This window comes from Actinomadura sp. KC216 (assembly GCF_004348535.1).
Lineage (GTDB): Bacteria > Actinomycetota > Actinomycetes > Streptosporangiales > Streptosporangiaceae > Spirillospora.
Genome location: NZ_SMJX01000241.1, coordinates 1 through 12722 on the forward strand (window position 1 = coordinate 1; position 12722 = coordinate 12722).

Sequence of the window (12722 nt, forward strand, 5' to 3'; positions counted from 1 at the left end):
CGGCGACGGCGGCCGGCCACCCCGGCGCCGACCTCGGGCGGGTGCGGGGCAGCACGACGGGCTCCCGCCACGGCCGCCCGGCCCACCACCCGCGCCGCACCGCGCACAGCGCGCCGATCGCGACCGCACCGGCGAGCCACACCGCCAGCAGCACCGACGTGGGCGGGCGGAACAGCAGCCCGAGATGGTAGACGGCGGTCCACGCCGCGAAGAGCAGCACGGCGCCGTCGGTGAGCCCGTCGATCAGCCGGGTCACCCGCGCCGGCTCGGCCCGTTCACTCGCGGCGGCGGCGCGGTCCAGCTCCTGGATCACCTGCGTTCCCCCTGTGCGCATGTGCGTGCTCCTCACCGATGCGTCTCCCGGCTGGGGGCGGCCGGGAGCGGTCGGAGGCACGGTGCCCACCAATGATCTTGTTATGTATTCGACGCTGGAATCTGTCCGGGAGTTGACCCGCACCGGCGTTCCGTCGCGGTGACTCGTCCTGGTCGGCCGGATTTACTGCGCCATGCCCGATCCGCGTGTTGTGATTGGGGCCAAACCGGAACGAATGGACCGGAACGAATGGATGTGATGCGCGGTGCGCCACGCGATCGGCTTCTTCCTCGGCGTCCTGCTGACACCCGGGCTGGTGTACGGCGCGGCCTGGGGATACGTGCAGGCCGGCCAGTCCTTCGACGGCATGGGCCAGGAGATCACCGACCGCACCCGCATCTACGGCGCCTTCGCCCTGCTGGCCGCGGTGGGCCTGGTGATGGGCGTGATCATCGTCGCGCGGTGGGCGTCGCCGCTGGTCTCGCTCGTCCCCGCGCTGGCGCTGCTCGGCTTCTCGGTCTGGTTCCTCGCCGACCCCGGCGGCGTCCTCGACCTGCCCGGCAAGGTGCCGCCCGCCGGTGACATGGACTTCGGGCTGCGCATGCTCCTCGGCTCCGGCGTGTACGGGATGATGGGCCTCGCGCTGCTGATGCCCGCGTGGGCGCCGCGCCGCTGGGGCTCCGGCCGCGACGACGACCCCGCCGACCTGGACTTCTGACGGCCGGCGCCCCGCCCGGCGCGCGTTACGGCATCACGGGGCGGCCCGAGCGGCGGTACGCGTGGTCGCCGCGGTAGAGGCTCGCGAGCACGTCCTCGATCCCGGCCTCCCGCAGCGAGATGTCGCGGACGTCATGGCTGCGGGCCAGCTCCGCCACCACCGCCGCCGCGTTCGCCGAGCGCGGCAGCCGCAGCCACTGCCGGGGTCCCTCCACCCGCTCCGCCTCGATGCCGTCCAGCGCGATCGGCGGGACCGGCCGGTCCAGCTCGACGACCAGCAGCCGGTCGGCGTCCACGGTGCGGCGCAGCGCGTCCAGCCCGCCGTCGTAGGCGAGCCGCCCCTGGTCGATGATCAGGACCCGGCGGCAGAGCCGCTCGATGTCGCCGAGATCGTGCGTGGTCAGCAGGATCGTCGTGCCGCGCTCGGCGTTGATACGTTCCAGGAAGTCACGGACGGTCGCCTTGCTCACCACGTCCAGGCCGATCGTCGGCTCGTCCAGGACGAGCAGCTCCGGATCGTGCAGCAGCGCGGCCGCCAGGTCGCCGCGCATCCGCTGCCCGAGGCTGAGCTGCCGGACCGGCGTGTCCAGGAACGGCTCAAGCTCCAGCAGCGCGGTCAGCTCCGCGAGCCGCTCCCGGTGCGCGGCCGTCTCGACCCGGTACAGCCGCCGGACGAGCGCGAGGCTGTCGCGCAGCGGCAGGTCCCACCACAGCGTCGTCCGCTGCCCGAACACGACCCCGATCCGGCGGGCGAGCGAGGTGCGCCGCCGCGACGGGTCGAGCCCGCACACCCGCAGCCGCCCGGACGACGCGGTGAGGATCCCGGTCAGCATCTTGATCGTCGTGGACTTCCCCGCGCCGTTCGGCCCGAGGTACCCGACGAACTCGCCCGGCTGGACGGTGAAGGACACCCCGTCGACCGCGCGCAGCGGCGTCCGCGTCCGGCGCAGGCCGCCCGACCTGGTCCGGACGGTGAACGACTTGACCACGTTCTCGGCCTGGATCATCGTCACGCGGCATCAGCTCCCTGTCGATCGGTAGTGCCGCAGCCCCGCCCGCCACGCCAGCCCCGCCGCCCCGCACAGCGCGGCGGCGACCAGCGGCGAGGCGAACCGCGCCGCGCCCGGCAGCCCGAGCGGGTCGGACCGGTCCAGGACGTACAGCGCGGGCTGCCAGTTGACGAACGCCAGCGGCACGACGAACGTGACGCCGCGGACGAAGTCGCGCGCGAACATGGTCATCGGGTACTGGGTGAGGAAGCCGCCGCCGTAGGTGAGCGACTTGGACGCGCCGTGGACGTCCACGATCACGAACTGCACCGCCGCCGTCAGCACCCATAGCGCCCCGAAGATCGCCGCCCCGGACAGCACCATCACCGGGACCATCGCGGCGCGGCCCGGCGTCCACGCCACGTCCACCTGGACCAGCGCGAACGCGAGCACCCCGGCCGCCGGGACGAGCTTGCCGAAGCGGCGCGGCGAGAACTCCTCCGTCGCGATCTGGACGAGCGGGCTCACCGGCCGCACCAGCATCGCGTCGAGCGTCCCCCGCCGCACGTGGTACCCGAGCCGCTCGGTGCTGCCGAGCAGGATGTCGGAGATCCCGAACGACAGCGCCGACGTCCCGTACAGGAACAGGACCTCCGGCGCGCCGAACCCGGCGATGCGCGGCGCCTGGGAGAACAGCAGCACGATCGCGGCGGCGTCCAGCCCGGTGACGACGGCGGTCGCGAGGGCCAGCAGCACCATCGAGACCGGGTACTGCGCCGCCGCCCGGATCCACGTCCACACCAGCAGCCCGTACATCCGCCCCGCGTCAATCACGGCCGCCCCGATCACCGGCGCCCCGGCCACCGTCAGCCACCGTGCACCACCAGCTTCCGCCGGGCCGCCCGCGTGACCAGCGCCCCCGCGCCGAGCAGGACGGCCGCCCACCCCGCCTGGAACGCCAGCGCGCCGACCAGCTCGGCGCCGCCGTAACGGCCGAGGAACACGTCCGCCGGCACCTGGATCATCGCCGCCCAGGGCAGCGCCCGCGCGACGGCGCCGAGCGCGCCGGGGAACACGACCAGCGGCAGGATCATCCCGGAGAAGAACAGCGACATCACGAGCGTGACGGCGCTGAGGCCGCGGTCGTCGTGCAGCCAGAACATCCCCATGGCCACCAGGTAGCGCAGCCCGAAGCTCACCGTCACCGCGAGGACCAGCGCCGCCGCGAACGCGGCGAGGTGCGCCGGGGCCGGCGGGCGGAACGGGAACACCAGCGCCCCGGCCAGCAGCGGCGGCCCGGCGCGCAGCAGCAGCGAGCCCGCCGCGCGGCCGAGGTCGTCGGCCAGCCACCAGCCCTGCAGCCCCGCCGGGCGGTGCAGGTCGATCGCCACGTCGCCGTTGCGGATCCGCTCGGTCAGGTCCATCCCGCCGAAGATCTGGACGGGGCCGATCAGCGCCTGCGTGATGAAGCAGAACGTGACGGCGTCGATCTCGTCGTAACCGCCGAGGGACGGACGCACCTGCCACAGCGCGATCAGGACGTACGCGCGCATGAACCCGAAGACGGTGTTGGTCACGGCCTCGGTGGCGGAGCCGAGCGGATAGGCCGCGTGACGGCGGACGCCGTACCACCACACCCAAGGAAGAACACCCACTTGCCGAGAGACTAAACAGGCGGGCCCGCCCCCACCACGTAATTTCGCACAGAATGCGCGAAACGGGAACGGGCCCCGGGGCGTCCGCCGGGGCCCGTCCGCCTGCGCGCCGGAGCTACGGGATCTCTGGCTTGATGGGGGAGAAGAGCCAGTCCTTGAAGAACGCGTCGAGGTCCTGGCCGGAGATCTGCTCCGCCAGGGCGGTGAACTGGGCCGTCTCCGCGTTGCGGTAGGAGTGCCGGGCGATCCAGGTCCGCAGGAGGTTGAAGAAGTCCTCGTCGCCGATCTTCTCGCGGAGCACCTGGATCATGATCGCGCCGCCGTTGTAGACGCGGTCGTTGAACATCGTGTCGCGCTTCGGGTCGCCGAGCACGACCGACCAGAACGGGCGGCCCTCACGGTCGGGGAACGGCCGCGCCGCGTACGTCGCGCGGGCCTGCGCGGCGGCGGAGGTGCCGCCGTGCGTCTCGTTCCAGTGCCACGTGATCCACGTCGCGAAGCTCTCGTTCAGCCAGATGTCGTCCCACTGCTTCGGCGACACCGAGTCGCCGAACCACTGGTGCGCCAGCTCGTGGACGATCGTCCCGGTGCTGCGGACGGCCGAGTACACCGGCTTGCTCTGGGTCTCCAGCGAGAACCCGAGCGGCTGCCCGTTGAAGCGGGCGTCGTCGGCGATGGCGCCGGTGGCGGAGAACGGGTAGCGGCCGTAGATCTTCGCCAGCCCGTCGGTGACCTCGCTGGTGGTGTTGAAGAAGAAGTCCACCGCGTCCGGCTGGTTCGCCAGCAGTACCGGGTCGACGTAGGTGTAGTTCGGCACCCCGCCGGGCGTGCGGCCCTCCTTGACCTCCCACTTGCCGATGTCGATCGTGGTGAGGTAGCTCGCCATCGGGCTGTCCTCGCGCCACCTGAAGACCTCGGCGCGGGTCTGCGCCTTGCGGCGGCTGAACGAGGCGACCGAGCCGCGGTGCGAGACGAGCCGCCCGTTGGCGACGGCCTTCAGGCCCTGCGGCACCGTGAGGGTGTAGTCGTAGGTCGCCTTGTCGCTCGGGTGGTCGTTGACCGGGAACCAGGTGCTCGGCCCGTTGGGCTCGCCGCCGACGAACGCGCCGTCCGGGGTGTGCAGGAACCCGTAGGGGGACCCGAAGACGATCGGCGATCCGACGATCGTCTGCGGCACGCCGCCGTACTCGACGGCGACCTTGAACACCGAGCCCTTCCGCAACCCCTTGCGCGGCGTGATCGTCAATTCCTGGCCGCGGCGCTTGTAGTCCGCCCGGCGCCGGTCGACGGTGACCTTCTCGACGTCCATGCCGGACAGGTCCAGGTTGAACGCCGAAAGGTTCTGCGTGGCGCGGGCGGTGAGGGTCACCGTCCCGTCGAGCTGGTCGTAGTCGGGGTCGTAGCTCAAGTCCAGCGAGTAGTGCAGGGCGTCGTAGCCGCCGTTGCCCTCAAGCGGGAAATAGGGGTCGCCGACACCCGAGGCGCCTGGGGTGTAGCGCCCGTCGTGGTGGCCGTGCCCGCCGTCCGCCGCGGACGCGGCGGGCGCGAGCGCCACGACGCTCACGGCGGCGACGGCGATCGGAAGCATTCGCCCGGGGTTCTCCCGGGACGGAATGAACCGGGTGAGACGCGCCATCGGAGATCCTCTCCCTCGAGTGATCAATAGCGGGCTCACGATCCACCCGTTCTCGGGTGATGTCGAGATTCATAGCCGGATGTGGACGAAACCGTGTCCTCCCGGAATCGGAAGATCGCCGGCGCCGGTCACGCCCTGTTCGGCCCGGGTCCCGGAGACGCCAGAAGGCCCCCGCGGGTGTAGGAACGCGGGGGCCTTCGGCTTGGGGGTCAGCCCGGAGGACGGGCGGACGGGCGCGGGCCGCTCAGTGGAACTGGCCCTCCTCGGTGGAGCCCTTCAGCGCCGTGGTGGACGACTCCGGGTTGATCGCGGTGCTGACGAGGTCGAAGTAGCCGGTCCCGGCCTCGCGCTGGTGCTTGACCGCCGTGAAGCCGCGCTCCGCCGCCGCGAACTCGCGCTCCTGCAGGTCGACGTAGGCCGTCATGCCGTCGCGGGCGTAGCCGTGGGCCAGGTCGAACATGCCGTAGTTGAGCGCGTGGAACCCGGCCAGGGTGATGAACTGGAACGTGTAGCCCATGTGGCCGAGCTCGCGCTGGAACTTCGCGATGGTGGCGTCGTCCAGGTGCGCCTTCCAGTTGAAGGACGGCGAGCAGTTGTAGGCCAGCATCTGGTCCGGGTACTCGGCCTTGACGGCCTCGGCGAACCGGCGGGCCAGCTCCAGGTCCGGGGTGCCGGTCTCCATCCAGATCAGGTCGGAGTGCGGCGCGTACGCCTTGGCGCGGGCGATGCAGGGCTCGACGCCGTTGCGCACCCGGTAGAAGCCCTCGGCGGTGCGCTCGCCGGTGATGAACTCGCGGTCGCGCTCGTCCACGTCCGCGGTGATCAGGGTCGCGGCCTCGGCGTCGGTCCGCGCGATGATCACTGACGGAACACCGGAGACGTCGGCGGCGAGCCGGGCGGTGTTGAGGGTCTTGACGTGCTGCGCGGTCGGGATGAGGACCTTGCCGCCCAGGTGGCCGCACTTCTTCTCGGAGGCCAGCTGGTCCTCCCAGTGCACGCCCGCGGCACCGGCGGCGATCATGCCCTTCATCAGCTCGAAGGCGTTCAGCACGCCGCCGAACCCGGCCTCGGCGTCCGCGACGATCGGCGCGAGGAAGTGGGTGTCGCCCTCGCCCTCGGCCCACTGGACCTGGTCGGCGCGCAGTAGCGCGTTGTTGATGCGGCGGACCACGGCCGGGACCGAGTTCGCCGGGTAGATGCTCTGGTCGGGGTAGGTCTGGCCGGCGAGGTTGGCGTCGGCCGCCACCTGCCAGCCCGACAGGTAGATGGCCTTGAGGCCCGCCTTGACCTGCTGGACGGCCTGCAGTCCGGTCAGCGCGCCGAGCGCGTGGACGTAGTCCTCTTCGTGCAGCAGCTTCCAGAGCCGCTCGGCGCCCAGGCGCGCGAGCGTGTGCTCCTCCTGGACCGACCCGCGAATGCGCACGACGTCCTCGGCCGTATAGGTCCGCTCGACGCCCGACCAGCGCGGGTCGGTCTCCCACTGCCGCCGCAGCTCCTCGGCTGCGCCCTTGAGGCGACTGTCAGTCATGGTGTTGCCCTTCCGTGTCGTCCCCTGGGTGCTTGTGGTCGACTATGCCCCGTTCGCCCCCCGTGATGAACTCGCAAGTAGTGAAAGAAGTGCGAAATTTCCGCTATCATGAAGGCGTGACGACCTTGCGGCCAGAAGAACCCCTCAACTTGACGAGCGACGTAGACCTCGTCACCTTCGGGCAGCGGCTCCGCCATCTCCGGCGCGGCCGCGGGATGACGCTGGCGGAGCTCGGCGAGCGCGTCGGGCGCGCCCCGTCCCAGCTGTCCCTGCTGGAGAACGGCCGGCGCGAGCCGAAGCTGTCCCTCCTGCAGGCCCTCGCCGCCGCGCTGGAATGCCCGGTCGAGGAGCTGCTGCGCCGCCAGCCGCCCAGCCGCCGCGCGCAGCTGGAGATCGAGCTGGAGGAGGCGCAGCGCGACCCGCTCTACCGGGGGCTCGGCCTCTCCCACCTCAGGGTCGGCAAGCGCATGCCCAACGAGGTCATCGAGCACATTCTCGCCCTGTACGGGGAGCTCAAACGCAGCCGGACGAAGCCGACCGCGAGCCCCGAGGAGGCGCGCAAGGCCAACGCCGAGCTGCGCCGCCAGATGCACGAGCGCGGCAACCACTTCCCCGAGATCGAGCGGATCGCGTCCCAGACCCTCGACGCCGTCGGCTACCGGCGCGGCGCGGTGTCGCAGGGGCTGCTGATGACGCTCGTCGGGCACTTCGGGTTCAGCCTGCAGTACGTGCAGGACCTGCCGCGCTCCGTCCGGTCCGTCACCGACCTGCGCAACCGGCGGATCTACCTGGAGCGCGAGCAGCTCGGGATGCACACCCCGCGGACGATCCTGCTGCAGACCCTCGGGCACATCGCGCTCGACCACGACCAGCCCCGCGACTTCGCCGACTTCCTGCGCCAGCGCGTCGAGGCCAACTACTTCGGCGCCGCGATCCTGATCCCCGAGCGCAGCGCCGTCCCGTTCCTGCAAGAGGCCAAGGCCGCGCGGGAGCTGTCGGTGGAAGACCTCGCCGACGTCTTCTCCGTCTCCTACGAGATGGCCGCGCACCGCTTCACCAACGTCGCGACCCACCATCTCGACCTTCAGCTGCACTTCACCAAGAACGACGAGAACGGCACCATCTACAAGGCGTACGCCAACGACGGCCTGAACTTCCCGCAGGACGAGGACGGCGCGATCGAGGGCCAGCGGATGTGCCGCGAATGGGCCGGGCGCCACGTCTTCGGCGCCGCCGACCGCTTCTCCGTCTACTACCAGTACACCGACACCCCGAGCGGGACGTACTGGTGCCTGTCGCACATCGACCCCAGCCACGAGCGCGACTTCGCGATCACGCTGGGCGTCCGGTTCGAGGACTCGCGCTGGTTCCGCGGCCGGGAGTCGACCCGGCGGCGCAAGTCGTCCTGCCCGGACGGCGACTGCTGCCAGCGGCCCCCGAGAGAGCTGTCGGAGCGGTGGGAGGGCATGGCGTGGCCGTCGGCCCGCGCGCACTCGCACGTCCTGTCCGTCCTGCCGCCGGGGGCGTTCCCGGGGGTGGACGAGGCCGACGTCTACGAGTTCCTGGACCGGCACGCCGCCGAGTGACCGGCGGGCACCGGGCTGGCCGTCCGGTTCGGTGGTGAATGTTCTGGGAGGATTCGGCGTTCCCTGAAGATGAGGGGGACGCCGGATTCCGGACGGCCCGCACGGGAGGGAGAGCGCGTGCTGCCAGAGGTCGCTTCGTGGTTGGCCCGCCGCACCAGCGCGGCGGAGGACTGGCCGCCGCGGCTGCTGCTCGCCGCCAAGGGCGGCGCGCGGATCAGCGTCGTGCTGCCCGCGCGCGACGAGGAGGCGACGGTCGGCGCCATCGTCGCCGCCGTCCGGGCCGACCTGGTCGAGCGGATCCCGCTGGTGGACGAGATCGTCGTGGTCGACTCCCGCTCCGCCGACCGGACCGCCGCCGTGGCCGCCGCCGCTGGCGCCGACGTCGTCGCGCAGGACGCCGTCCTGCCCGAGCACGGCCGCATGTCCGGCAAGGGCGAGGCGCTCTGGAAGTCCCTCGCGGTGACCTCCGGCGACCTGATCGTGTTCGTGGACGCCGACCTGCGCGAGTTCACCTCGTCCTACGTGACGGGGCTGCTGGGGCCGCTGCTGACCGACCCGTCCGTCGGCTACGTCAAGGGCTGCTACGACCGCCCGCTGGTGGACGGGGAGCGGCGCGTGGAGGGCGGCGGCGGCCGGGTCACCGAGCTGGTGGCCCGCCCCCTGATCAACCTCCACTGGCCGCAGCTCGCCGGTGTCATGCAGCCGCTCGGCGGCGAGTACGCAGGGCGCCGCACGCTCCTGGAACGGCTCCCGTTCGTCACCGGCTACGGCGTCGAACTGGGCCTCCTCCTGGACGTCTACCAGGACGCGGGCCTCGACGCCATCGCCCAGGTCGACCTCGGCCGCCGCGTCCACGCGCACCAGTCGACCGAGGCGCTCGGGGCGATGTCCGGCCAGATCATGCTGACCGCCTGGTCGCGGCTGGAGCGGCACGGCCGGATGATGCCGCTCGAAGCGCCGTCCACCGCGCTGACCCGCTTCCACCGCGCCGCGGACGGCCACGACGCGCGCACGACCGACGTGGCCGTGGGGGAGCGCCCCCCGATGATCGAGGTCCCCGGCTACGCCGCCGCGCGCTCCATCTCGCCCGGCCGCGGCTGACCCCGCGCTGTGGCGTCGCCCACGGTGTTACCCGTGGTAACGCTCGATGGTGCTACCGTTGGTAACAGCGATATTGGAGAAGGGGTCAATTAGCCATGACGAGCGCCGAGACGACGCCGTTCTCGCTGGAGCCGAGCGAGGACGTCCGCGAGGTCCGGGACTGGGTCCACGGGTTCGCCAGGGACGTCATCCGTCCCGCCGCCGAGGAGTGGGACGAGCGCGAGGAGACCCCCTGGCCGCTCATCCAGGAGGCGTCCAAGGTCGGCATCTACTCGCTCGACTTCTTCGCCACCCAGTGGCTGGAGCCGACCGGCCTCGGCATCCCCGTCGCGTTCGAGGAGCTGTTCTGGGGCGACGCGGGCATCGGGCTGTCCATCGTGGGCACCGGCCTCGCCGCCGCGTCCATCGCCGCCGTCGGCACCAACGAGCAGATCGCCGAATGGGTCCCGCAGATGTTCGGGACCCCCGACGACGTCCGCCTCGGCGCGTTCTGCGCGTCCGAGCCCGACGCGGGCAGCGACGTCGGCGCCATCCGCACCCGCGCCGTCTTCGACGAGGCCAAGGACGAATGGGTGCTGAACGGCACCAAGACCTGGGCGACCAACGGCGGCATCGCCGACGTCCACATCATCGTCGCGTCCGTGCACCCCGACCTCGGCAGCCGCGGCCAGGCCAGCTTCATCGTCCCGCCGAACACCCCGGGCCTGCGGCAGGGCCAGAAGTTCAAGAAGCACGGCATCCGCGCGTCCCACACCGCCGAGGTGATCCTCGAGGACGTCCGCCTCCCGAGCGGCAACATCGTCGGCGGCAAGGAGAAGTTCGACGAGCGCATCGCGCGGACCCGCGAGGGCAAGCGCTCCAAGGGCCAGGCCGCGCTGAAGACGTTCGAGACCACGCGCCCGTCCGTCGGCGCCATGGCCCTCGGCATCGGCCGCGCCGCCTACGACTACGCCCTGCAGTACGCGCGGGAGCGCGAGCAGTTCGGCCGCAAGATCGGCGACTTCCAGGCCGTCGCGTTCAAGCTGGCCGACATGAAGTGCCGCCTGGACGCCGCGCGCCTCATGGTCTGGCGCGCCGCGTGGATGGCCCGCACCGGCAAGGACTTCGAGAACGCCGAGGGCTCGATGGCCAAGCTGATGGCCAGCGAGATGGCGGTGAACGTCACCGAGGAGGCCATCCAGATCCTCGGCGGCAACGGCTACACCCGCGACTACCCGGTCGAGCGCATGCACCGCGACGCCAAGATCTTCACCATCTTCGAGGGCACCTCGGAGATCCAGCGCCTGGTAATAGGCCGCACCCTCACCGGCCTCCCTGTCAGATAACAGCTGACCTGCGTAAACAACAGGGCCCTCAACGGCTCTCGCTGGACGACGACACGTCCTCCGCAACACCGCGGTCGTGGTCTCCCACCCGATTGGGAGACGATCACCTGAAGGTGAGGGGCTGCGGCCACCTGCAGTGCGGCGAGCAGATCGTTCAGGACCGGCACCGGCGACGTCGGGCACAGCGCGAGCCGATCGTCCAGAGTCATCTCCCATCGCTTCTAGAGCCGTGCCCGCAGTTGGTCCCGCATGAGCGGGGAGACGTGCGCGTAGGTTCCGCCGATCCCCGGCATCGAGTGGCCCAGCCGGTCATGGGTGAGGATCGCGGGGGTGCCGATCTCGTCCAGCCACACCCGGTGCGAGTGCCGCAGTTCGTGCGGGGTCAAGCCCGGGTTGATCGGCAGCCATGACGCCAGCTCCAGCTCCCGTACGTGTCCTGCCGTACGGGCGGCGGCGATGCGGGGTCCGTGCGTGTGCCTGCCGCCGCTGGGGGAGGTGCACGCCTTACCGGCGGCGGCACCGCAGCGGGGGCAGTCGACCGCGCGGGCGTCGACGATGGGCTGGTCGTAGCGGGGAAGTCCGCTGACCACCGGCGGTGACCAGCCGGGGCCGATCGCCGCGGGCCACGCCGGGGTGACGGGCATGCCCGGCCAGCCTCCCGCCATGTCGACCAGGATGGGGCGGGCTGGCGCGCTGGCGGACCGTCCGGGCCGTGGACGGCGGGCGGGGGCCCAGCCGGCTGCGGCCTGCTCCCACGGATGGGTGGCGTAGGTCCGGTGCAGGTGGTGACCTCCCCGCTTGTTGAGGAACAGGAACCATTTGCCAACGCAGCTGTCTCCCGTGCAGCCGCACAGCGCTGAGGGCGGGCCGCGATGTGTCGGGTGAGGAGACCGACCAGGAACGGCGGCAGGTCGACGGCACCGAAATAGTCCGGATGGTCGTTGCGGTAGGAGCCCTCCTTGGGGGTGAGCTCGAACGGGCGGCCGTCCGGCGGTGCCAGCTGCACGTCGATGGTCAACTGGTTCGCGGCGACGTGCTGGTGTTGCAGGCCCATGAGCTCGCCCCACCGCAGCCCGCACCAGGCGCACACGGTCCAGCTATAAGTACGACCTGGCAGGCAATCTCATCCAAAAGGGCAACACCACCTACACCTACGACGAGCGCAACCGCCTCACCAGCGACGACACCAGCACCTACACCTACACCCCGCGCGGCACCCTCAACACCAAGACGACCGGCGGCCAGACCGACACCTGGAAGTTCGACGCCTTCGACCACCTCACAGAAGGCCGCGGCACCACGTACACCTACGACGCGCTCGACCGGCTCATCCAGCGCGGCGATACACACCTGAAGTACAGCGGCCTCGGAAACGACGTGGTCACCGACGGAACCGCCACCTATACGCGCGACCCCGACGGCGGTCTCATCGCCGCCACCCAGAACGGCACCGCCACGGCGATCCTGACCAACCAGCACGACGACGTCATCGCCACCCTCAACCTCGCCACGGACAGCAATCTCGCTGCCACCCGTGCCTACGACGCCACCGGCACCGTCACCGCCACCACCGGCACCCAGCCCACCCTCGGCTACCAGAGCGGCTGGACCGACCCCGTCACCGGCGACACCAATATGCACGCCCGCTGGTACAACCCCGCGACCGCCGGCTTCCGCAGCCGGGATGACGTCGCTGTCAGCCCAACGCCCGTCTCCGCCGCCGCCAACCGTTACCCCTACGCCGCCGCCGATCCGATCAACCTGACCGACCCCACCGGCCACGCCCCCTGCTGGGAACTTGCCAGCACTTCCGCGAGGAGCTGCAACAACAACACCGACAAAGACAGCATCGGCCGACCGCCGGGCCGGGAC

At 71.3% G+C, this 12722-nt stretch carries 12 protein-coding genes; 5 read left to right on the top strand and 7 right to left on the bottom strand.

The features are described 5' to 3' along the window. A partial coding sequence (locus tag E1264_RS31165; RefSeq protein ID WP_207936483.1) for a hypothetical protein occupies positions 1-334 on the bottom strand: 334 nt, incomplete at its 3' end. A 244-nt stretch (positions 335-578) separates the two neighbouring features. On the opposite strand from E1264_RS31165, the gene E1264_RS31170 reads away from it, so the two are divergent. After that, positions 579-1031, top strand: a complete 453-nt coding sequence (locus tag E1264_RS31170; RefSeq protein ID WP_132179105.1) for a hypothetical protein — start codon at positions 579-581, stop codon at positions 1029-1031. Positions 1032-1056: 25 nt separating this feature from the next. On the opposite strand, the gene E1264_RS31175 is transcribed toward E1264_RS31170, so the two are convergent. The 5 genes from E1264_RS31175 to aceA form a co-directional block, all read right to left on the bottom strand. After that, positions 1057-2037, bottom strand: coding sequence for an ATP-binding cassette domain-containing protein (locus tag E1264_RS31175; protein ID WP_132179121.1), 981 nt, complete (start codon positions 2035-2037; stop codon positions 1057-1059). A gap of 12 nt (positions 2038-2049) precedes the next feature. After that, positions 2050-2835: an ABC-2 family transporter protein gene (locus E1264_RS31180; RefSeq protein ID WP_132179123.1), complete on the bottom strand. Its 786-nt coding sequence runs from the start codon at positions 2833-2835 to the stop codon at positions 2050-2052. 50 nt (positions 2836-2885) lie between these two features. Next, positions 2886-3674 (bottom strand): ABC-2 family transporter protein, encoded by a 789-nt coding sequence (locus E1264_RS31185; RefSeq protein WP_132179107.1) that lies wholly within the window; start codon positions 3672-3674, stop codon positions 2886-2888. Between the two features lie 115 nt (positions 3675-3789). Further along, positions 3790-5310: a M1 family metallopeptidase gene (locus tag E1264_RS31190; RefSeq protein ID WP_132179109.1), complete on the bottom strand. Its 1521-nt coding sequence runs from the start codon at positions 5308-5310 to the stop codon at positions 3790-3792. A gap of 244 nt (positions 5311-5554) precedes the next feature. Next, on the bottom strand, positions 5555-6838 hold the full coding sequence (gene aceA, locus E1264_RS31195) for an isocitrate lyase (RefSeq protein WP_132179111.1): 1284 nt from the start codon (positions 6836-6838) through the stop codon (positions 5555-5557). 149 nt (positions 6839-6987) lie between these two features. On the opposite strand from aceA, the gene E1264_RS31200 reads away from it, so the two are divergent. The 3 genes from E1264_RS31200 to E1264_RS31210 all read left to right on the top strand — a co-directional run bounded on the left by E1264_RS31200 (position 6988) and on the right by E1264_RS31210 (position 10850). Beyond that, positions 6988-8424: a helix-turn-helix domain-containing protein gene (locus tag E1264_RS31200; protein WP_132179125.1), complete on the top strand. Its 1437-nt coding sequence runs from the start codon at positions 6988-6990 to the stop codon at positions 8422-8424. Positions 8425-8541: 117 nt separating this feature from the next. Further along, positions 8542-9525, top strand: coding sequence for a glucosyl-3-phosphoglycerate synthase (locus E1264_RS31205; RefSeq protein WP_132179113.1), 984 nt, complete (start codon positions 8542-8544; stop codon positions 9523-9525). 95 nt (positions 9526-9620) lie between these two features. Beyond that, positions 9621-10850, top strand: coding sequence for an acyl-CoA dehydrogenase family protein (locus tag E1264_RS31210; protein ID WP_132179115.1), 1230 nt, complete (start codon positions 9621-9623; stop codon positions 10848-10850). A 221-nt stretch (positions 10851-11071) separates the two neighbouring features. On the opposite strand, the gene E1264_RS31215 is transcribed toward E1264_RS31210, so the two are convergent. Beyond that, positions 11072-11515 (bottom strand): hypothetical protein, encoded by a 444-nt coding sequence (locus E1264_RS31215; protein ID WP_132179117.1) that lies wholly within the window; start codon positions 11513-11515, stop codon positions 11072-11074. A gap of 712 nt (positions 11516-12227) precedes the next feature. On the opposite strand from E1264_RS31215, the gene E1264_RS31220 reads away from it, so the two are divergent. Beyond that, the coding region (locus E1264_RS31220) for an RHS repeat-associated core domain-containing protein (RefSeq protein WP_132179119.1) at positions 12228-12722 on the top strand (495 nt) is incomplete at its 3' end.